We start from the raw sequence: 19,400 nt of genomic DNA, 5'->3' as shown, positions 1-19,400 counted from the left end.
TTCAATTCGTTTCAGCGGTATTCGGTGAACACGCCGGACAGCGGTGCAGTCGATTCGCGCAGGACAATACTCGGGGTCACGATCCGCTGATCCGTCGCCAGACCCGGTGTGGCAATTCTTCGCAACAAGACTTCCGCCGCCATCTCACCCAACTGAAGGATCGACTGGCCCACGGTCGTCAGCGCTGGATACACGTAACGGCTCATCTGGATATCGTCGAAGCCGATCACCGACAGCTCGGCGGGCACACGCACGTTACGTTCCGCCGCCGCTCGCAGCACACCAATGCCGATCATGTCGTTACCGGCAAAAATCGCGCTCGGCGGGTTGCGCTCAAGCAGGATCGAAGCCGCGTTGTAACCGCCGGTGCTGGTGAAGTCGCTTTCCAGCATGCGCGACGGGGATACTTCAACACCGGCCTCTTTCAGCGCTCGAGCAAAACCGGCCTGGCGCATTTGCGCGACACTGGTACTGGCCGGACCACCGATCGTGGCGATGTCACGGTGACCGAGTTCAAGCAAATGCCGCGTCGCGAGGTACGCGCCATATTCGTGATCGATGCGCACCAGGTCGGCGTCCACGCCTTCGAGTCCACGGTCGACGATCACCATCGGCGTCTTCACGCCCGCCAGTCCTTGCGCCAGACCGCTGTCGCCGCCCGCCGAGGCAACGATCAAGCCGTCGATGCGCTTTTCCAGCAGGACCCGCAGGTAGCTGCGTTGCTTGTCCGGGTTGTCGTCGGAGTTGCAGAGAATCACGCAGTAGCCATTACGCTCGCAGTAATCCTCGATCCCGCGCGCCAGTTCGGCGAAGTACGGGTTGAGACTGTTGGGCACCAGCAAACCGATGGTGGCGGTGGTTTTCGCTTTGAGCGAACGGGCCACGGCGCTAGGCACATAGTCGAGACTCTTGATGGCCGCCTCGACCTTGAGCCGTACCTCTTCGCTCACCGGCCGGGTCTTGTTTACTACGTGGGACACGGTCGTGTAGGAAATTCCTGCAAGTGCCGCCACATCCTTGATCGTTGCCATTTATCAGCCCCGTCGGCTTGCGCGTTGACTGCGATAGGTGTCGAGCACCACGGCGATCACGATCACCGCACCGGTGATGATGCGCTTGGTCGGCTCGGTCGCGCCAATCTGCGCCAGACCGGCCGCCAGCACGGAGATGATCAACACACCGAAAAAGGTGCTGATCACCGAACCACGTCCGCCCATCAGGCTGGTGCCGCCGATCACCACAGCGGCGATCACTTGCAGCTCAAGGCCTGAACCGGCGTTCGGGTCGGCTGCTTCCAGCCGGGAAATCTGGAACAGCGCCGCAATGCCGGCGAGCAGGCCCATCAGGCTGAACACCAGGATCTTGTAGGGCTTGGGATTGATCCCCGCCAGCCGCACCGCTTCTTCGTTGGTGCCGATACCGATCAGGTAGCGACCGAACACGGTACGGGTCAGAACCGCCTGGGCAATGAAGATGACCAGCAAGGCAATGATGAACGACGGCGAAATACCGAAGGCGATCGGGTTGGACAGCCAGGCGAAGGAGTCACCGATGTAGGCCGTGCGCGAACCGGTCATCTGATAGGCCAGGCCACGGGCCATCTCCAGTACACCGAGCGACACGATGAACGACGGAATTCGCCACGCCACGGTAATCGAACCGGTAACCGTGCCGGCCAACGCCGCAACGGCCATGCCCAACAAGGCCGCCGGCAACACGCTCCAGCCCCAGCCAAGAATCGCTACGCTGACGGTAGATGCCGCGAGTGCCAGTACCGAGCCCACCGACAGGTCGATTCCGCCGATGATCAGGACGAACGTCATGCCCACCGCCAAAACCATCAGGTCGGGAATCTGGTTGGCCAGGGTACTGAAGGTGTTGTACGACAGGAAATGGCTGCTCATGACCGAGAACAGCGCAATCATTGCCAGCAACGCGCCGGCCAGGCCCAGGTAAGTGCCGAGGCCGTAGAAATTGCCACTGGATTTGCCGGCGGAAGATGCAGTTTTCATGGGAGATCCCTAGGCGCTGCTTCGTTGAGCAGCGCATCACGTTTCTGGTAGCCGGCGAACGCGGCGGCAAGCAAGTCATCCTGGGTCCAGCTGTCGCGCTCGAACGTGTCGATCAGGCGCCCTGCCGACAACACACCGATGCGGTCGCAGATCAGCATCAGCTCGCGCAAATCGCTGGACACCACGACCAACGCTTTGCCCTGGCGGGTCAGTTCGCCGAGCAAGGCATAAATATCGAACTTGGCGCCGACATCGATACCGCGAGTCGGCTCGTCGAACAGCAGCACCGAACAGTCGCGCTCGAGCCAGCGCCCGATCACCACCTTTTGCTGGTTGCCGCCGGACAGCTCGGACACCAGTTGCGTCGGGCTGGAACTGCGGATGCGCATGGCGTCGATCTGCCGCTGCGCGAGCTTCGTTTCATCGCCGTTGTTGACGAACCCGCCGCTGGAAATTTCCGGCATGTTGCCCAAGGCAATGTTGGCGCTGATCGATTGGCTCAGCAGCAGGCCTTCGCCCTTGCGATCCTCGGTGATCAAGGCGATGCCGTTGCGCACGGCGTCGACTGGCGAGCGAATGCTCACCGTTTTTGCCGGTGAACCGAGCGCCACCGTGCCGCTGTCCGCGACATCGGCGCCGAAGATCAGCCGCAAAAGTTCGGTGCGCCCTGCCCCGATCAGACCCGAGATACCAAAAATCTCACCGGCGCGAACCTCAAAGGACACGTCGCGAACCTTGTCGGAGCGGGTCAGGCCTTTGACCGTCAGGGCCGGCGCGCCGATATGGCGAGCCCCCAGATCGATATGCTCGCCCAGCTCGCGACCGACCATCAGGGTGACCAGTTGCTCGCTGTTGTAATTGGCCATCGGCTCGACACAAACCAGGTTGCCGTCGCGCAGCACGGCAATGCGCTGCGCGACCCGGGCCAGCTCTTCGAGGCGGTGGGAGATATAGATGATCGAGACACCACGCGCCTGCAACCGGGTGATTTGCTCGAACAACATCTCGACTTCACGGGCAGTCAGCATCGCAGTCGGTTCGTCGAGGATCAGCACGTGGCAATCGCCGATCAGGTTACGGGCGATCTCGACCATTTGCTGATGACCGATGCCCAGCTCGCCGACCAGCGTGTCCGGGTCGATGGCATCGAGGCCGACTTGAGCCATGGCTTCGATCGCGGCCTTGCGCAGCTGCTTGCGGCTGATCCAGCCACCGTTGCTTGGCAGGTTGTCGAGGAACAGGTTCTCGGCCACCGAAAGCGTCGGCAGCAGATTGAGCTCTTGCATGACCATGCGCACACCCAGCTCTTCAGCCTGCGTGCGGCTGCCGGGGCGATATTCCTTGCCCTGGAACTGCATCTGGCCGGTGGTCGGTGTGACCAGCCCGCCGATGATCTTCGACAGGGTGCTTTTGCCGGCACCGTTCTCACCGGTCAGCGCCAGCACTTCACCGCACATCAACGTCAGGTCGATGCCGGTCAGAACCGGTTGCGCATAGGTCTTGCCGATACCGCTGACCGAGAGGACAGCGTTCGGAGCGGAAACTGACATAAAAATCTCCATGCGCTCGCCCGGACGGACGAGCGCCATTGTGTCGCCAAAGGACTTACTGGGTGACCAGCTCGACCGGTGTTTCGATCACACCATTCGCACCACTGTCGACTTTCTCGCCCTTGATGATTTTCAGCGCGGTCTCGATGCCAAACACCGCTTGTTTCGCGGCGTACTGGTCGGCAGTCGCCAGAACGCGACCGTCCTTCAGCATCGGTTTGATGGCATTGATGTTGTCGTAACCGACCACCTTCACCTGACCGGCCTTGCCGGCAGCGCGCACGGCGGAAACGGCGCCCACGGCCATGCTGTCGTTACCGGCCAGCAGCGCCTTGACGTCCGGGTATTCGCTGAGAATCGAAGCGGCCACCTTGTTGCCCTTGTCGATTTCCCAATCGCCGGACTGCAGGGAGACAACCTTGATCTGTGCAGCTTCCATCGCATCCTTGAAGCCAGCGGTACGCTGCTGGGCGTTGGTCGTCGTGGAGACACCTTCAATGATGCCGACTTCGTCACCGGCCTTCAGTTGCTTGGCCAGGTACTCACCCACCAGACGCGCGCCTTTGCGGTTGTCCGGGCCTACGAACGGAACGCTAATGTTCTTGCTTTTGATCACAGCCGGATCGAGTTGGTTATCGATGTTGATCACGGTGATACCGGCATCGACAGCCTTCTTGATCACTGGCACCATCGCCTTGGAGTCAGACGGTGCGATGACCAGCGCGTTGACCTTCGCCAGAATCATCTGCTCGACGATGCGCGTCTGCCCCGCCGTGTCGGTTTCGTCCTTGATGCCGTTGGAGATCAGGTCGAAATCGGCGGAATGTTCTTTCTGGTAGGCCTTGGCGCCATCTTCCATGGTCAGGAAGAACTCGTTGGCCAGGGATTTCATGACCAGGGCGACTTTTGGTTTTTCAGGGGATTCGGCGAAAGCCGAAGAGACAGGCAGTGCGGCGGATGCGGCAGCCAGCATGGCGACAGCAAGAAGACGTCCAGCGAATGGCAGCTTCATGGGTTCACTCCGATCTTATGATTATTGTGAGCAACGCTTGCGCTGGCGTAAGCTCGCTGCACCCCCACGACAATTCAACCCATCGCGAAGGCCGCGCAAACGTTTGCGTAGACCGAACTATGCGAATCACGCCGTCATTTGTCAACAATCAGAAATCGGTATTGCGTTGCGGGGCGAATCCATCGATCCGCCCCTTGAGTGCTCAAGCCGTGGTGTTGACCACGTTACCGGCAGAAGACCCCTTCGACATTTCCTTGACCAGTGCAGCCGAGACTTCCAGCAGCGCACCGCTGGTCTGAGCGATCTGCCCCTGGATGGACATCACCGCTTGCGACTTGGCTTCGGGGGTTGGATAACTCGCAGCTTGCGCGGCAGCCAGTTGCTGTTGCTGTTCCTGAAGCTGCTTCTGCAGTTCCTGCATCCGTTTCAGCAGCGTCTTGATAGTGACGCTCAGATTGTCACCGCCTTCAGCCTCGCTCGCGCTTGCTTCCTGGGCAGGACCACCGGTTCTGACCTGATTGGTTTCAACCTTCTCAGTACCCAGTGCCTCGGCGGACGCATCGGCCTCAGCTTCATTCATTGCATTGATCGTAGCGGCCGTTTTGCCGCCGATCGTGACCGAACCGGGATTTGAAAAACCGATAGTCAATGACATTTGAACTCCTGAAAAAATTGGATCCCTATCAAGGCGCATCGGCCAGCGCGCTGTTTTCTTTAGCAGAGATCTGGAAAGCAGCCAGTTCAGTCTGTGGACGAGGCTCGTAGTCCTTTTCGGTGAGCCGAACGAGAAAACATCCCACGTTCGGAAACCCGGATGAGCTAGGGAAGCTCACAGCCATTCTTCGAATAAATCTTGATTTAAATCATAAGGTTAAACATTTCTCTCAAGCAGAGTACGACTGGTACAGATCCTGCTCCCTCCCTGCACCCCTGGCATTCAGATCGGCCCGGGGCGCATCTAGATGAACCTGCATCAGCACCGTCTCACTACTAGAGAGAAAAATAATGACATCTGCTTTGAAGAGTTTCGTTCCGGGCGCTTTGGCCCTCCTCCTGCTCCTGCCAACCGCCCTCCAGGCAAAAGAAGCTGAAACCCAGGCCAAACTGGCCAACGTTGTGGTCTTGGCCACCGGCGGCACCATTGCCGGCGCGGGCGCCAGCGCTGCCAACAGCGCGACTTATCAGGCCGCGAAAGTGGGCATCGAACAATTGATCGCCGGCATTCCCGAACTGAGCACGCTGGCCAATGTGCGCGGCGAACAGGTCATGCAAATCGCCTCGGAAAGCATCACCAACGAAAACCTCCTGCAATTGGGTCGCCGCGTTTCCGAACTGGCCGACAGCAAAGACGTTGATGGCATCGTCATCACCCATGGCACCGACACGCTGGAAGAGACTGCGTACTTCCTGAATCTGGTGGAAAAAACCGACAAGCCGATCATCGTCGTCGGCTCCATGCGCCCAGGCACCGCCATGTCGGCGGACGGCATGCTGAACCTGTACAACGCCGTGGCCGTTGCCAGCAGCAAAGAAGCTCGCGGCAAAGGCGTCCTGGTGACCCTGAACGATGAAATCCAGTCGGGTCGCGATGTCAGCAAGATGATCAACATCAAGACCGAAGCCTTCAAAAGCGCCTGGGGCCCGCTCGGCATGGTGGTTGAAGGCAAATCCTACTGGTTCCGCCTGCCAGCCAAGCGCCACACCATGGATTCGGAATTCGACATCAAAAACATCAAGAGCCTTCCTGATGTGGAAATCGCCTATTCCTACGGCAATGTCAGCGACACGGCCTACAAGGCCCTCGCCCAGTCCGGCGCCAAGGCGATCATCCATGCCGGTACCGGCAACGGCTCGGTTTCCTCCCGCGTGGTTCCGACCCTGCAAGCGCTGCGCAAGGACGGCGTGCAGATCATTCGCTCGTCTCACGTCAATGCCGGTGGTTTCGTTCTGCGCAACGCCGAACAGCCTGACGACAAATACGACTGGGTGGTTGCTCACGACCTGAACCCGCAGAAAGCCCGCATCCTGGCCATGGTCGCACTGACCAAGACCAACGACAGCAAAGAGCTGCAACGGATGTTCTGGGAATACTGATTTACCCTCGCCTGATCTTTTCCTGATCGGGCACTGACTTCACCCTTCGTCAACGTGACGGAGGGTGAAGCTTGCGCCTCTTCCAAAGAAAAATTTCACCTGAGTGACATCAAAATCGGAAAACCGCTGTCAGAGGATTTTCTTGAATTTTAAGCAGTTGCGAAAATGCCTACAGTTAAATACTGTATGCACGTACAGCTTAATAAGGATAACCTCGTGGCCACTTCCCCTGATGCTCCTGACGCTTACGAACGCATGGGCGTGCGCGTTCAAAAAATCATCAACTCCCCCACCGCTCAAAAAGCCAAAGCCGCACTGATCTTCCGCCTTCCGGACGAGCCGGTGGATGACTGGGAGCGCTTGCTGGAAGAGATCGACGAGAACGACAACGTCACCCTCGCCTACCGCGACGATGGCGGCGTACAGATTTTCTGGGTTGTGCCGAAGGAAGATTGATTCAATGATTCTGCGTTTTGCTGCTGTGCTGTTGCTGTTCATTTCCCTGGGTGCGCAAGCCGGCGCACCGCGTACATTCACCGAAGCCAAGAAGGTCGCCTGGAAGCTGTACGCACCACAATCCACCGAGTTTTATTGCGGGTGCAAATACACCGGCAACAAGGTTGATCTGGCCGCCTGCGGCTACGTCCCACGCAAGAACGCCAAGCGGGCGTCCCGCATCGAATGGGAGCACATCGTTCCGGCCTGGCAGTTCGGCCATCAGCGTCAATGCTGGCAGGAAGGCGGTCGCAAGAACTGCACCCGCTACGACCCGAGTTATCAGAAAGCCGAAGCCGACCTGCACAACCTGGTGCCGAGCATCGGCGAGGTGAATGGCGATCGCAGCAATTTCAGCTACGGCTGGCTGCCGGTCGAAAAAGGTCAGTACGGCTCCTGCCTGACTCAGGTCGACTTCAAGGCGAAGAAGGTCATGCCCCGCCCTTCGATCCGCGGCATGATCGCCCGCACCTACTTTTACATGAGCAAACAATACGGCTTGCGCTTGTCGAAGCAGGATCGGCAACTGTACGAAGCCTGGGACAAGACTTACCCGGTGCAAGACTGGGAGCGCCAGCGTAATCAGAGCGTGGCGTGTGTGATGGGGCGCGGCAACGAATTTGTCGGCCCGGTGAACCTGAAAGCCTGCGGCTGATTGCCTGATCAAAAGAAAAGGCCTTGAGCGATAAACTCAAGGCCTTTTTTGTGCTCAACCGCCGGACTTGTTGTAACGCCAGTAGCCCATCAGATTGAGTGATTCGCGAGGGATGCCACGCTCCTTGATCAGGTATTTGCGCAGACTCATGACCGCAGCGGATTCTCCGGCGATCCAGCCATAGAAGCCCTCGCTGGCCGTATCGGCGATCTCCCACAGAATCTCTTCTTCGATGTCGACATCCGCCAGTTCGACCGCTTGCCCAACCGGCGATGCATCGACAGGCAACGTCGCCTGCCGCACGGCTTCCACCATCAACGTGCCGGCAGCTGCGTGATCACGGATCAGCCATTGCACCGAAAGCCCGGGCCAGTCAGGAACTGCCAACATGTCCTCACGACTGTCGACCTCAAAAAACGCCTGAGCCTGCGGCGGTTCAGCCAGTGCCGCCAGTTCTTCCAGAATTCCCATGGCGGCCGGCAACGCTGTGGCATCGGCGACCAGCAGAAGTTGCTTGAGCGTTTGCGGAGGCTTCCATTCAAATCCCCCCGCCTCTTGTGCCGAGAATCGGCTGTCGGGAGCGAGAATCTGCATTGACTCGCCAGGCTGCGCTCGCAACGCCCAACGGGAAGCCGGGCCGGTTTCGCCGTGCAGGACAAAATCGATATCGACCTCGCCCGACTCGGCTCGCAAATGACGAATGGTGTAGGTGCGCATCGCCGGGCGACGGTCGATCAGCATCGAGCGGAAACGGGCGTACCACCCCTCGCCCTGAGAAAGCCTGGCGGGTGAGCCGTCGGCAGCCGGAAAAAACAGCTTCACTCGCTGATCCGGCGCCCACGTCGCCATTTCGGTGACCGCCGGGCCTGCGAGCGTTATCCGCATGAGATGCGGGCTCAACTGCTGCTTGTGACGCAAAACGACGTCGAACAATTTGTAAGGATTGGCGGAGGCCATGCGGAGCTCCTTCTGGATATCTTCAGTGACTCCTTGAAAAACGAATCACGGGGGACACCCTTTAGTCAGCTCCGCTGAATGGATCCTTATTGCGCCGCCGTGCGCTCGATCACCAGCGTTTCGATGTTCTGCTTCTTCGCCTTGATCAGTGCAGCATTCACATCTGCCTGACGCGCCTCGGCGTCAGCCTTCGAATTGAAAGGACCGAGCAGGATCCGGGTCTTGCCGCTGGCATCTTTGATGACACTGGCGACAAAGCCATGCTCGATCAACCAGCCGCTGAGGTCGCTGACAGCTTGAGGCGTTTCACCGCGCACTTCCAGATCCCACTGCGGCCCCACCGCAGCAGGCGCCGTTACCACCGCTGGTTTCGGCTTTTGCGCATCCACACTCTTGCCTTCGCCACATCCTGCCAATGCCAGTGCCGCGACTACCCAGACCAATTTGCGCACAACGCTTCCCTCTGAATTCTCAAAGCGGCGATCTTAACATTCGAGAATAGTTTCCGAGCCCCGCAAATTGCGGCATAAAACTACGAGATTGATGCCGACAGCCCCTGTATAGTTACGCGCTGGGAATTAATGCCGCTGCTGCGCGTCAGAAAGAGGCACCCAAACTGTAAGACTTCGCACTAATCTATACGTACCACCGACCTCTGCACTGTCTGAATCAGGTGCCCTACAAAGCAATCAAGGAGAAGACCATGCTGATACTCACCCGCAAAGTCGGTGAAAGCATAAACATTGGTGATGACATCACGATCACCATTCTCGGCGTCAGCGGCCAGCAAGTTCGAATCGGCATCAATGCTCCCAAGAACGTTGCAGTGCACCGGGAAGAGATCTACCAGCGCATCCAGGCTGGCCTGACCGCTCCGGACAAGCCACAAACGCCCTGAGACCTACCGCCGTCAGTAGCCAGTTCGTTTGCCTGCGCGCAATGACTGGCTAAAGATTCAAGCGCCGTATTGCCATTCCCCCACCTCCCTGGTGACGGCGCGTGCCACGCCCCTTCCTGCCTCAACCCTTCTCGCAACCGATACTAACCGTCATTCAACGGGCTGGCTGTCGGACATTTCCGAATAGCGGCTGGGAATCTCGCCCGACTAGCCGAATGTAACGCCACGCGCCATTCCGGTGGCCGCCACAACCATCAGTATCAACAACAGCGCTTCGGCATGACTGATACGCGCGAACATCTTTGCACCCCCCGTGTCAGGGACAACACCGCGCGCCCGGCCCACACGCCACTTGATCAGGGTAATCATCGGCATGAGTTCCAGAAGCAGAATCAGCACAAACAGCGTCATCTTCAGATGGAACAGCGGTTGATGCAGGTAGTAGTCGGTTCCCTTCTCATAACCTCCGAAAGCGCGCATGCCGCCTGTGATGAGCAACACAAGCGCCGACAGCCCCCACAGATTGTCGGCGAGCAATACGCGCCCGACCTCACCGGAGCCCGACGCCAGGCGACTGAAGGCCGTCCCTCGCGTCAACACCGCCCAGAAGCCCATGGCAAATGCCAGTAAATGAATCGCTGCAAGAAACCAATGAACCAGCATCGATGAACTCCTGTCCGGCAGAGTTGAAATCAGCCTGACAGTAGTAGTCGAAAAAATGTGGGCTTGCCTGTCACCCCTCCCGGAAAACAGGAGCGGGCGAGACGAGAGGCTGGGCAGAGGTGCGGGAAAGGCAAATTGCGGGCAAAAAAAATCCCAAGCAGCTGATGGAAGCTTGGGATTTAAAAATGCATAAACCGTGGTGGTGAACGCGGGGCGGATATTACTGATTTTTCAAGTATGTAACAACGTATTTTTGATAACCGGTTGGTTCAATAAAACCGTAAACCATTAAATATCCACATTATTTTTAAGGTCGCCAATGATAATCGGCGACGAACGGATCAGAAAAGAGGCAAAGCCCTAGACTGCCATTCCCTCACTTGTTCCGGATCACAATCGTAGACGCGAGCATGTCGCCCAGGCGCTTGCGCGAACCAAAGAAAATGAAAATCCAGTCAAAAAAATTCAGGAACGGCGTTGTGATATTGCGGATAAAGGATTGATAAAGATTGCAGTTCAAATAGCTGCGCTCATCAATCACCGACATCCCCAGAATCTTTTTACCCACGCTCTGACCATTTGGCATGGCATCGGAAAAAAGGTAATACCCTCCTCCCGCGCCCAGCGCCAGCAGCCCCACCAGGTCTCCAGACAATCCTACAAGCTCTGCGGCCTTTGCTACGGCGAAGAACAAAAAGAAGGTGATGAGGGAATCAATGATCTGCCCTCCCCACCGGCGCCCCAATCCAGCCAGATTGCTGGGCTTCTGATAGGAGCTTTGTGTATTGCCGGTTTCCATGTGGTTTCATTCCGTTAGTGCAGAGATACAGACGTATCGGCACACACACGGCAATATTTAGAGGCACAAAGCCATCATTTTATGAGCGTCGCGAATTGGCGCTTTGAGGTGGGGTTTTGCAAAAGTTCTGCAAATCGCAGACAACAAAAAAGGGCCCACCTTTCGGTGAGCCCTTCCAGACCGCCCAGCAGAGCGGATTTTGTTTGGTAGGCGCGATTGGACTCGAACCAACGACCCCCACCATGTCAAGGTGGTGCTCTAACCAACTGAGCTACGTGCCTGCTGTGAGGCGGCATTCTACGGAATTCCGGAGGGGTGTCAACACCTTTTTTTCACCTAACCCTATGAATATGCAAAATATTTAATTTCGACCCGGCGCAAGAAGATTTCCCGGTGGCTGGCGGAGGTTTTTCAACTGGGGTAGGATCGCTGCACTCGTAAAATATATTAAACAGAGGCTGCAGGATGGCGAACACCCCTTACCCAGAGTCTTATTACGCTGCGTCGGCCAACGCCGTACCACCACGCCCTGCCCTGCAGGATGACGTGGAGACGGATGTCTGTGTGATCGGCGCTGGTTATACGGGACTTTCCTCAGCCCTGTTCCTGCTGGAGAACGGTTTTCGCGTGACCGTGCTGGAAGCCGCCAAGGTCGGTTTCGGCGCTTCGGGGCGCAATGGCGGACAGATCGTCAACAGCTACAGCCGTGACATCGACGTGATCGAGCGCAGCGTTGGCCCGAAGCAGGCGCAACTGCTCGGGCAGATGGCGTTCGAGGGCGGCCGGATCATTCGTGAGCGCGTCAGCAAGTACAACATCCAGTGCGACTTGAAAGACGGCGGTGTATTCGCAGCCATTACTGCCAAGCAGATGGGCCACCTGGAATCGCAGAAACGCTTGTGGGAACGCTTCGGCCATACCCAACTGGAACTGCTCGATCAGCGCCGCATCCGCGAAGTGGTTGCCTGCGATCAGTACGTCGGCGGCATGCTCGACATGAGCGGCGGTCACATCCACCCGCTTAACCTGGCGCTGGGCGAAGCCGCCGCCGTGGAATCCCTGGGTGGCACTATCTATGAACAGTCGCCGGCCGTGCGCATCGAACGCGGAGCCAACCCGGTCGTGCATACACCGCTGGGCAAGGTCCGAGCCAAATTCATCATCGTCGCCGGCAACGCCTACCTCGGCAATCTGGTGCCGGAACTGGCGGCCAAATCGATGCCGTGCGGCACTCAGGTCATCACCACCGAGCCACTGGGCGATGAGCTGGCGAAATCCCTGCTGCCGCAGGACTACTGCGTTGAAGACTGCAACTATCTGCTCGACTACTACCGCCTCACTGGCGACAAGCGTCTGATCTTCGGCGGCGGTGTGGTGTATGGCGCGCGGGATCCGGCAAACATCGAAGCGATTATCCGCCCGAAAATGCTCAAGGCCTTTCCGCAACTCAAGGATGTGAAGATCGACTACGCCTGGACCGGCAATTTCCTGCTGACCCTGTCGCGCCTGCCTCAGGTTGGACGTCTGGGCGACAACATCTATTACTCCCAAGGCTGCAGCGGCCACGGCGTGACCTACACGCACCTGGCCGGCAAGGTGTTGGCCGAGGCACTGCGCGGACAAGCCGAGCGCTTCGATGCGTTTGCCGACCTGCCACACTACCCGTTCCCCGGCGGGCAACTGCTGCGCACACCGTTCGCCGCGCTGGGCGCGTGGTACTACGGACTGCGCGACAAGCTCGGTTTCTGATGCGCGAAAAAAAGGGCCGTTGAATAGCGGCCCTTTTTACATCCAGCTCAAATCACAACTGATCCCGCGCAATCCCGCTGCGAATCCGCAGGATATCCGCGAGCACTGCCAAAGCAATTTCCGCCGGCGTTTTGCTGCCCAGGTTAAGGCCGATCGGCGCATGAACCCGGGCCAGTTCGCTCTCCCCCAGACCGCCAATCCGACGCAATCGCTCGAAGCGCTTCTGTGACGTCTGTAACGACCCCATCACGCCGATGTAGAACGCCTCGGTGCGCACGGCTTCCATCATCGCCAGATCGTCGATGCGCGGATCGTGGGTCAACGCCACTACCGCCGTATCCCGGTGGCAACCGCCATCGGCGATAAACACCGACGGCAATTGCCGTCGGATCTCCACGCCATTGAGCACCACGCCTTCCAGCACTTCATCGCGCGGATCGCAGAGAATGACTTCGAAGCCGAGACCGACCGCGAACTCCGCACACGCCTGCGCCACGCTGGAATAGCCGGCCAGCAGTAAACGCTGAGCAGCCCCGATGCGGATCCGTACCCGGTCGATTTCACGCTCGATCCGCGCACCCTGCTCGCGATCGGCAAACAGACTGCGCGCGCCCGTGGCCAAATCGACCTCGCGAATCAACCGGCGCTGCCCCAGCAACGCCGATTCGAGTTCACGCAGGTGCGCCTGCACATCGCAACCGGCGTCAAATTTCTCTACCAGCACGTCGAGAATGCCGCCGCACGGCAGGCTGACCCGCGAGCGCGGATCGTCACCTTCGCCATAACGCACGACATTGATCGCATCGAGGAACGCTCCTTCGGCGACGCGCTCGAGAAAGTCTTCCTCGACGCAACCACCGGACAGCGACCCGATCCACTGTCCGCCGTCGTTCACCGCCAGCAGTGAACCCGGCGCGCGCGGCGCCGAGCCGTAGGTCGTCAGCACGGTGCAGAGCCAGATGCGCTGCCCCGCTGTCGACCACTCCAGCGCCCGACGAACCACCTGCAGATCGAGATGCTGCATGATCAGTGCGCCTTGTGCTCGATGGACGGGGCGTCAGCCTGAAGCTTCTGCACATCGCCGACCGCCAGCTCGGCCGACTGACCACCCCAGCCCTGACGCAGGTAGTTCAGCAGATCGGTCAGCTGTTCAGCACTGAGCTTGTCAGCAAAACCCGGCATCGGCTGCATGTGTTCGAACCCGGCGAATTTCTGTTCGCCGATGCCATCCTCGATCACTCGCAACAGGTTGCGCGGGTCTTCCAGGCGCAGCGTGGTGTTGCCGCGCATGGCCACCGCGATGTGCGGCTTGCCCTCGCCACCGGCCGCGTGACAGCCGGCGCAGACGTTCAGGTATTCCTGACGGCCGCGTTGAGCGCTGGCACTGAGTTTTTCCACCGGCACTTCGGTCAGCTCTTTCGCCGCCGGAGGCTTGTCGCCCAACAGGAAAGTCGCCATCGCCGCCAGGTCCGGATCATTCAGGCCCTGGGTGCTGTTGTGGAACACCGGGAACATCTCGTTGAACATCGTGCCCTGAGCGCTCATGCCGTGCTTGAGGAACGTGCTCAGGTCTTGATGGTTCCAGCCGCGCGCCGCCAGATCCGTTGCCAGCAGGCTCGGCGCCAGATAGCCGTTGAGGATGCCGCCGGTCAGGCGCCTGTCCAACTGCATCGCGCCCGGCAGGCCGCGCGGCGTATGGCATTCGCCGCAATGGCCGAGCACTTCGACCATGTACTGGCCGCGCTTCCAGGCCTCGCTTTTGCCTTCGGCAGATTCGAGCTTCAAGGCTTTGCCGTACATCATGTTCCAGCCAATCAAGCCCGGACGCACGTTGAACGGAAAGCTCAGACTCGTCACCGGCGCTGCACGCTCGATTGGCTCGATGGTTTTCAGGTACGCGTGAATCGCATCCGAATCCGCACGCGGCATCAAGTGATACGAGGTGTACGGCATCGCCGGATAGAGGTTCGCGCCGTCACGACGCTTGCCTTCAGTCAGCGCAGCGAAAAACTCGTCGTCGTTGTACAAACCGATGCCGTGCTCTTTGCTTGGAGTGATGTTGGTGCCGTAGATCGTGCCGAACGGCGACACGATCGGCAGGCCGCCAGCAAACGGCGCGCCGCCGGGCGCCGTGTGGCACGCCATGCAGTCGGCCGCGCGGGCGAGGTATTCGCCGCGCTTGACCTGATCATCCGCGTGCACCGCCAACACAGGCACAGCCAGCCCGACCGCCAGGGTCAGGCGGGTCAGTAATTGCTTCATGCTTAACCCTCCTTGACCAGGCCGAGATCGGTCAGCACATTGCGGGTGGCGTTGTAGTAACGCACGTACCCGGTGCAACGGCAGACGTGATGGCCGAGGCTGTCCTCGATGACTTGTTCCAGTTTGCTTTTGACGATCGGCTGGCGTTGCAGCTTTTCCACCAACACGGTCGCGGCGTTGACGAAGCCCGGCGCGCAGTAGCTGCACTGGAAGGCGAATTCGTCGACGAAACGCTGCTGGATCGGGTTCAGCTCGGTGACCTGGCCTTGCTCGTTACGCTTGGCGTGGCCTTCGATGGTGCGGACTTTCTTGCCCTCGAAGTAATGCGCGCCGGTGATGCAGGTACGCACTTCTTCGCTGGTGCCGTCCGGGTTGTCGACGATCACCACGCAGGCGTGGCAGATGCCCTGACCGCAGCCCAGGCGCGAACCGGTGAGGTTCTTGTATTCGTGCAGGTAATCGATCATCGGCAGGTCATCAGGGATGTCCACCGGGCCGACGGATTGACCGTTGAGGGTCAGTTGAAGCGGACGGTTAGCCATTGAGGGCCTCCTTGATGCGCGCAGCAGTGATTGGCAGATCGCGAACACGTTTACCGATGGCGTGGGCCACGGCGTTACCGATGGCACCGACCACCGGGATCATCACCACTTCGGCGATGCCTTTGGACGGATCGCTTGGGGACAGCGGCGGCAGGATTTCCGACGTCTGTTTCCAAACAGCCACGTGGCGCGCCATCGGCAGACGATAACGGTTGAAGTTCCAGTCACCCTCCCCCGGCCCGCCTTCGTACAGCGGCATCTCTTCCATCAAGGCGTGACCGATGCCCATGGCAATCCCGCCTTCAAGCTGGCCACGTACAAGTTCTTCGACCAGCACCCGGCCGCATTCCAGCCACGAGTGATGGTTGAGCACTTCGACTTCTGCCGAACCTTTGTTGACCTTCAACTCGACCAGTGTTGCGACCGGGCTGTAGTAGGTCACGGCGGCGTTGTTCAACTGAACTACCGGATAGGCGATGTTCTGCCGATCCAGAAGATGGAAACCGGCGCTGGTCATCTGCGCTTTCTTCGCCTTAGGGGCGCCGTCACCGTACTTCACCGCCAGACCGTCGAGCGGCAGACGCTCGCGCACGCCGTCGATGCTGTATTCGGCCTCGGCCCAGCTCCAGCGGTTGAAACCGTGAACCGTGGCGCCAGTGACGAGACCGCGCTCGTGAGCACGTTTGGCCAGCTCTTCGAAGGTCAGCGGCTGCATACCGTTGGCGGTCAGTTTGCCGTCGACCCAATGCGCATCTTCGCGACGCACCACGTAAGGGTTGGCCTGGCCGCCGTATGGGCCCTGACGCCAGATCTCCATCGCCGCCGGCCACAGACCGTGGTTGAACAGCACGCGCGCCGCTTCACGGGTGGCGTGGCTGAAGTAGTAAGCGGAGTTGGTCGCGGACGAGGCCGATGCCAGCTTGCCGACCCAGCGCGGATTGCGCAGGAAGTTGTCCTGCTCCGCCTGGCTCATGATGTAAGGGTTGCCGGCGGTCACCAGCTGCATTTCATCCCACTCGGTTTCGCCGGTCTTCACATCGTGAGCCGCGCTGCCGAGGAAATCAGCCACCACCAACGCTTGCGAGGTGGACATACCGGTGCCGATCTCGATGCCGATGTGACGCAGGGAAATGCGCCCGTCAGCGGTGAACTCGATGCTGGCCATCGGCGCTTCAGAACCGGTGCCGAAGTCCTTCTGGCAAATGGCGAAACCTACGCCATACCAGTTGTCCGGGTCTGCCGCTTCGCGCTGTTTCTTGATTGCGTCGCGGTTTTTCCAGACTTCGTGCAGCGAAGCCTTGTCGAGAATCTCGTGCAGGCGCAACGCACCGGCCGGGATCGCGCCCTGGGTGTTTTTCATCCCCGAGCGCAGTGCGTTCTTGCGGCGCAGATCGATGGCATCGACACCAAGGCGATCGGCGATTTCGTCGACCATCATCTCGGTGGAAGCCATGCTCTGCAGCGTACCGTAGCCGCGCATCGAACCCGCTTCAACGGCGCGGGAATGGTAAGCGGTGACCTGCAGGTCGTTCTGCGGCATGTAGTAGATCGACTGCGCGGCAGTGGCGCCAACGGCGGCCACCGACGGGCTGTAGTTGATCCGGCCGCCACCATCGACGCTCATCTCGGCACGGAAAATCTTGAAGCTGTGATCGGTCTTGTCCACTGCCAATTGGTAGCGGATGTCGAACGGGTGACGCTTGATGCCGCTCTGGAACTGCTCGTAGCGATCGTTCGCCAGACGAATCGGCACACCCGCGCCGTACAACGCCGCCAGGGCTGCGTAGTAGACGAAAATGTTGTGGTCTTTGGAGCCGTAACCGACGGTATAACCCGGGTGCATGTTCAGGTTCGCCAGGCCGAAACGCGACGGCCCGATCATCTTGGCGGTCTCGGTGGCGGTTTCCAGCGGACATTGGGTGGCGACGACGAAATGCAGGGACTTGGTCGCCGGGTCGTACCAGCCGTTGCCGTTGTCCGGCTCCATCGCGGCAGGTTCGATCGACGGGGTTTTGTAGCGCTCGTCGAACACCAGCCAGTTGTCCGGCGGGGTATCGATCTCTTTTTTCATGCGATCGGCGTAGAACAGGCCGCGCTCGGTCAGGTTGCCGTGCAGGTTCGGCTGGGAATTCCACACCGGACGGCGGTTCTTCAGCATCGGGAACAGGATCGAGTCCTTGAGGCTGGCGAACTCATCCTCGTCCGCCGACGTCGGGCCACCGACGCGCACGTAGCGGAAACTGCCATAGGGATCGCCTTCGTAGAACGGTACTTGCGCACCGTAACGAATCGCTTTGTCATTGAATTTGAGTTTGTTCTTGGCCTGACGGAAACGCTCGAAGTCGTTCCAGATCAGGATCGCGACCGGGTGACCGATGAACATCGGCACCTTGCCTTCCGGCAGCAGCGGATCCGGCGCGTGCTCTTCAGGGAACACGATACCGTCCTTGTCCAGGTCGGCGGCGGTAACGATACGATCAGGCTGCAGATCGGCGCCGAGCCACGACAGGTCGTAACCGTCGTAGATGCGGTCGGCCTTGATGGTTTTCAGCAACATGGCGTGGCCTTGCTGCTGGGGCCAGCCCGGCATGTCCTTGGAACGGATGTCGCGGGCAAACACCTTGCTGCCGCAGACCTTGGACAAGGCATCGTTACGCTGGCGCGCCTTGCCGTTGTTGCCGAGCCACTGCTCGGACGGCACGGTCACGCTGTTTTCCATCAAGGCAGCCAGCGCCTGACTGCTGAGCGGCGTGAGCGTAACGCTCACACCCGCCACCAGCCCGCCCTGAAGGAACGAGCGCCGGGATATTTCACGGTTGGACATGGATCATCCTCTGGGCGGTTATGGATCCGCCCTTCTGGTTATCTACTGGGAATCTCGAGTCTTGCAGAAGCCCTTTTTGGCTAAACAAAGGGCGTGATGACAGTGCAAAGCTGACCGAAAGGTTAACTTTAAAGGTTTCTGCGCTCGCAGCAAACAACCAGTTACAAAAATTTGACCAAAGAATCAAAAATCAATGCGGCATCGCATCGCAGCGACCCATGGACGCAGGCCAGATCGCCCGGCGGCATCGAACGAGCCACGGCTTGCGTTCGTCGCCGGCTACAAAGGGGGAATGTGGGAAAGGTCAAATTTCAGACACAAAAAACCCCGGTCTTTCGACCAGGGTCTTTGCTATCGATTCCGAATCAACCAGAGGTTGCTTTCGGTGTTTCAAGGCGTTCAGTGCTCCTTGAAACAGATATGGCGCAGCGGACGGGACTCGAACCCGCGACCCCCGGCGTGACAGGCCGGTATTCTAACCGACTGAACTACCGCTGCGTATCGCTTTGAGCTTGCGCTCAAGTAACTCGTTTGACTGAAAGCTTCGGTGCTTTTCAATCGCGAACCAGACAGTGTCTGACTCGTTAAATATGGCGCAGCGGACGGGACTCGAACCCGCGACCCCCGGCGTGACAGGCCGGTATTCTAACCGACTGAACTACCGCTGCGCGTCGGTGCAGGCACTTTCAGCCTACGTTCTTGCTTACGCAAGTATCTCGGGAGTGGTGGGTGATGACGGGATCGAACCGCCGACATTCTGCTTGTAAGGCAGACGCTCTCCCAGCTGAGCTAATCACCCGTTTGCATCTCCGAGGCCGCGAAATTTACGCAGGTAGCGAACCTAAGTCAATAGCAGGATTGAAGTTTTTCTAAAAAAGACGAAATTGT

18 protein-coding genes and 4 tRNA genes are annotated in these 19,400 nt (G+C 59.2%); 5 read left to right on the top strand and 17 right to left on the bottom strand.

The features are described from left to right. Nucleotides 1-11 precede the first annotated feature (11 nt). From M5G18_RS11285 to M5G18_RS11265, 5 genes are all read right to left on the bottom strand, one after another. Complete coding sequence (locus M5G18_RS11285) at nucleotides 12-1,031, bottom strand: LacI family DNA-binding transcriptional regulator (protein WP_007956014.1); 1,020 nt, start codon at nucleotides 1,029-1,031, stop codon at nucleotides 12-14. Nucleotides 1,032-1,034: 3 nt separating this feature from the next. Continuing rightward, nucleotides 1,035-2,012 carry an ABC transporter permease gene (locus M5G18_RS11280; RefSeq protein WP_007956013.1) on the bottom strand — a complete coding sequence of 326 codons (978 nt, stop codon included), beginning with the start codon at nucleotides 2,010-2,012 and terminating at the stop codon, nucleotides 1,035-1,037. Further along, entirely contained in the window at nucleotides 2,009-3,562 is a 1,554-nt protein-coding gene (locus M5G18_RS11275; RefSeq protein ID WP_273899981.1) for a sugar ABC transporter ATP-binding protein, read from the bottom strand. The genes M5G18_RS11280 and M5G18_RS11275 overlap by 4 nt, the downstream gene beginning before the upstream one ends. Before the next feature lie 55 nt (nucleotides 3,563-3,617). Then, nucleotides 3,618-4,574 (bottom strand): sugar ABC transporter substrate-binding protein, encoded by a 957-nt coding sequence (locus M5G18_RS11270; RefSeq protein ID WP_207985605.1) that lies wholly within the window; start codon nucleotides 4,572-4,574, stop codon nucleotides 3,618-3,620. 202 nt (nucleotides 4,575-4,776) lie between these two features. Then, the gene (locus tag M5G18_RS11265) at nucleotides 4,777-5,229 is read right to left on the bottom strand and encodes a hypothetical protein (RefSeq protein WP_179692051.1); all 453 of its coding nucleotides are present in this window, start codon (nucleotides 5,227-5,229) and stop codon (nucleotides 4,777-4,779) included. 350 nt (nucleotides 5,230-5,579) lie between these two features. On the opposite strand from M5G18_RS11265, the gene M5G18_RS11260 reads away from it, so the two are divergent. The 3 genes from M5G18_RS11260 to M5G18_RS11250 all read left to right on the top strand — a co-directional run bounded on the left by M5G18_RS11260 (nucleotide 5,580) and on the right by M5G18_RS11250 (nucleotide 7,818). Further along, nucleotides 5,580-6,668 carry an asparaginase gene (locus M5G18_RS11260; protein ID WP_007956004.1) on the top strand — a complete coding sequence of 363 codons (1,089 nt, stop codon included), beginning with the start codon at nucleotides 5,580-5,582 and terminating at the stop codon, nucleotides 6,666-6,668. A 186-nt stretch (nucleotides 6,669-6,854) separates the two neighbouring features. Then, nucleotides 6,855-7,124, top strand: coding sequence for a DUF1654 domain-containing protein (locus M5G18_RS11255; RefSeq protein WP_420793322.1), 270 nt, complete (start codon nucleotides 6,855-6,857; stop codon nucleotides 7,122-7,124). A gap of 4 nt (nucleotides 7,125-7,128) precedes the next feature. Then, complete coding sequence (locus M5G18_RS11250; protein ID WP_085612799.1) at nucleotides 7,129-7,818, top strand: endonuclease; 690 nt, start codon at nucleotides 7,129-7,131, stop codon at nucleotides 7,816-7,818. A 54-nt stretch (nucleotides 7,819-7,872) separates the two neighbouring features. Here the strand turns inward: M5G18_RS11250 and M5G18_RS11245 are convergent, their stop codons facing one another. Next, complete coding sequence (locus tag M5G18_RS11245; protein ID WP_273899984.1) at nucleotides 7,873-8,775, bottom strand: siderophore-interacting protein; 903 nt, start codon at nucleotides 8,773-8,775, stop codon at nucleotides 7,873-7,875. 86 nt (nucleotides 8,776-8,861) lie between these two features. After that, the gene (locus M5G18_RS11240) at nucleotides 8,862-9,227 is read right to left on the bottom strand and encodes an SPOR domain-containing protein (RefSeq protein ID WP_273899985.1); all 366 of its coding nucleotides are present in this window, start codon (nucleotides 9,225-9,227) and stop codon (nucleotides 8,862-8,864) included. Between the two features lie 251 nt (nucleotides 9,228-9,478). Between M5G18_RS11240 and csrA the strand changes: the two genes are divergently transcribed. Further along, the gene (csrA, locus tag M5G18_RS11235) at nucleotides 9,479-9,673 is read left to right on the top strand and encodes a carbon storage regulator CsrA (RefSeq protein WP_003179932.1); all 195 of its coding nucleotides are present in this window, start codon (nucleotides 9,479-9,481) and stop codon (nucleotides 9,671-9,673) included. A 207-nt stretch (nucleotides 9,674-9,880) separates the two neighbouring features. On the opposite strand, the gene M5G18_RS11230 is transcribed toward csrA, so the two are convergent. The 3 genes from M5G18_RS11230 to M5G18_RS11220 form a co-directional block, all read right to left on the bottom strand. Next, nucleotides 9,881-10,336 carry a DUF2214 family protein gene (locus M5G18_RS11230; protein WP_273899986.1) on the bottom strand — a complete coding sequence of 152 codons (456 nt, stop codon included), beginning with the start codon at nucleotides 10,334-10,336 and terminating at the stop codon, nucleotides 9,881-9,883. Between the two features lie 376 nt (nucleotides 10,337-10,712). Then, complete coding sequence (locus M5G18_RS11225) at nucleotides 10,713-11,135, bottom strand: RDD family protein (protein WP_273899987.1); 423 nt, start codon at nucleotides 11,133-11,135, stop codon at nucleotides 10,713-10,715. Between the two features lie 204 nt (nucleotides 11,136-11,339). Then, a tRNA-Val gene (locus M5G18_RS11220) sits at nucleotides 11,340-11,416 on the bottom strand. 184 nt (nucleotides 11,417-11,600) lie between these two features. On the opposite strand from M5G18_RS11220, the gene M5G18_RS11215 reads away from it, so the two are divergent. Then, a complete protein-coding gene (locus M5G18_RS11215; protein ID WP_127797491.1) occupies nucleotides 11,601-12,884 on the top strand; it encodes an NAD(P)/FAD-dependent oxidoreductase in 1,284 nt (427 codons plus the stop codon). A gap of 52 nt (nucleotides 12,885-12,936) precedes the next feature. On the opposite strand, the gene M5G18_RS11210 is transcribed toward M5G18_RS11215, so the two are convergent. From M5G18_RS11210 to M5G18_RS11180, 7 genes are all read right to left on the bottom strand, one after another. Beyond that, nucleotides 12,937-13,908 carry an XdhC family protein gene (locus M5G18_RS11210; protein ID WP_273899989.1) on the bottom strand — a complete coding sequence of 324 codons (972 nt, stop codon included), beginning with the start codon at nucleotides 13,906-13,908 and terminating at the stop codon, nucleotides 12,937-12,939. Nucleotides 13,909-13,910: 2 nt separating this feature from the next. Continuing rightward, nucleotides 13,911-15,146 carry a c-type cytochrome gene (locus M5G18_RS11205; RefSeq protein WP_273899990.1) on the bottom strand — a complete coding sequence of 412 codons (1,236 nt, stop codon included), beginning with the start codon at nucleotides 15,144-15,146 and terminating at the stop codon, nucleotides 13,911-13,913. A gap of 2 nt (nucleotides 15,147-15,148) precedes the next feature. Further along, the gene (locus M5G18_RS11200) at nucleotides 15,149-15,688 is read right to left on the bottom strand and encodes a (2Fe-2S)-binding protein (protein WP_273899991.1); all 540 of its coding nucleotides are present in this window, start codon (nucleotides 15,686-15,688) and stop codon (nucleotides 15,149-15,151) included. Beyond that, nucleotides 15,681-18,512, bottom strand: coding sequence for a xanthine dehydrogenase family protein molybdopterin-binding subunit (locus tag M5G18_RS11195; RefSeq protein WP_273899992.1), 2,832 nt, complete (start codon nucleotides 18,510-18,512; stop codon nucleotides 15,681-15,683). Before M5G18_RS11195 ends, M5G18_RS11200 begins: the two co-directional genes overlap by 8 nt. A 421-nt stretch (nucleotides 18,513-18,933) precedes the next feature. After that, nucleotides 18,934-19,010, bottom strand: a tRNA-Asp gene (locus tag M5G18_RS11190). A gap of 93 nt (nucleotides 19,011-19,103) precedes the next feature. Further along, nucleotides 19,104-19,180, bottom strand: a tRNA-Asp gene (locus tag M5G18_RS11185). 55 nt (nucleotides 19,181-19,235) lie between these two features. Next, a tRNA-Val gene (locus tag M5G18_RS11180) sits at nucleotides 19,236-19,311 on the bottom strand. Nucleotides 19,312-19,400: the final 89 nt, after the last annotated feature.

Origin of the sequence: Pseudomonas aphyarum, assembly GCF_028657055.1 — a bacterium.
Classification (GTDB): domain Bacteria; phylum Pseudomonadota; class Gammaproteobacteria; order Pseudomonadales; family Pseudomonadaceae; genus Aquipseudomonas; species Aquipseudomonas aphyarum.
This window is presented reverse-complemented; position numbering and strand designations above follow the sequence as displayed.

Coding starts and splice junctions, on each gene's coding strand:
- M5G18_RS11285 (WP_007956014.1), bottom strand. CDS start 1,031: ATGGCAACGATCAAGGATGTGGCGGCACTTGCAGGAATTTCCTACACG.
- M5G18_RS11280 (WP_007956013.1), bottom strand. CDS start 2,012: ATGAAAACTGCATCTTCCGCCGGCAAATCCAGTGGCAATTTCTACGGC.
- M5G18_RS11275 (WP_273899981.1), bottom strand. CDS start 3,562: ATGTCAGTTTCCGCTCCGAACGCTGTCCTCTCGGTCAGCGGTATCGGC.
- M5G18_RS11270 (WP_207985605.1), bottom strand. CDS start 4,574: ATGAAGCTGCCATTCGCTGGACGTCTTCTTGCTGTCGCCATGCTGGCT.
- M5G18_RS11265 (WP_179692051.1), bottom strand. CDS start 5,229: ATGTCATTGACTATCGGTTTTTCAAATCCCGGTTCGGTCACGATCGGC.
- M5G18_RS11260 (WP_007956004.1), top strand. CDS start 5,580: ATGACATCTGCTTTGAAGAGTTTCGTTCCGGGCGCTTTGGCCCTCCTC.
- M5G18_RS11255 (WP_420793322.1), top strand. CDS start 6,855: ATGCACGTACAGCTTAATAAGGATAACCTCGTGGCCACTTCCCCTGAT.
- M5G18_RS11250 (WP_085612799.1), top strand. CDS start 7,129: ATGATTCTGCGTTTTGCTGCTGTGCTGTTGCTGTTCATTTCCCTGGGT.
- M5G18_RS11245 (WP_273899984.1), bottom strand. CDS start 8,775: ATGGCCTCCGCCAATCCTTACAAATTGTTCGACGTCGTTTTGCGTCAC.
- csrA (WP_003179932.1), top strand. CDS start 9,479: ATGCTGATACTCACCCGCAAAGTCGGTGAAAGCATAAACATTGGTGAT.
- M5G18_RS11230 (WP_273899986.1), bottom strand. CDS start 10,336: ATGCTGGTTCATTGGTTTCTTGCAGCGATTCATTTACTGGCATTTGCC.
- M5G18_RS11225 (WP_273899987.1), bottom strand. CDS start 11,135: ATGGAAACCGGCAATACACAAAGCTCCTATCAGAAGCCCAGCAATCTG.
- M5G18_RS11215 (WP_127797491.1), top strand. CDS start 11,601: ATGGCGAACACCCCTTACCCAGAGTCTTATTACGCTGCGTCGGCCAAC.
- M5G18_RS11210 (WP_273899989.1), bottom strand. CDS start 13,908: ATGCAGCATCTCGATCTGCAGGTGGTTCGTCGGGCGCTGGAGTGGTCG.
- M5G18_RS11205 (WP_273899990.1), bottom strand. CDS start 15,146: ATGAAGCAATTACTGACCCGCCTGACCCTGGCGGTCGGGCTGGCTGTG.
- M5G18_RS11200 (WP_273899991.1), bottom strand. CDS start 15,688: ATGGCTAACCGTCCGCTTCAACTGACCCTCAACGGTCAATCCGTCGGC.
- M5G18_RS11195 (WP_273899992.1), bottom strand. CDS start 18,512: ATGTCCAACCGTGAAATATCCCGGCGCTCGTTCCTTCAGGGCGGGCTG.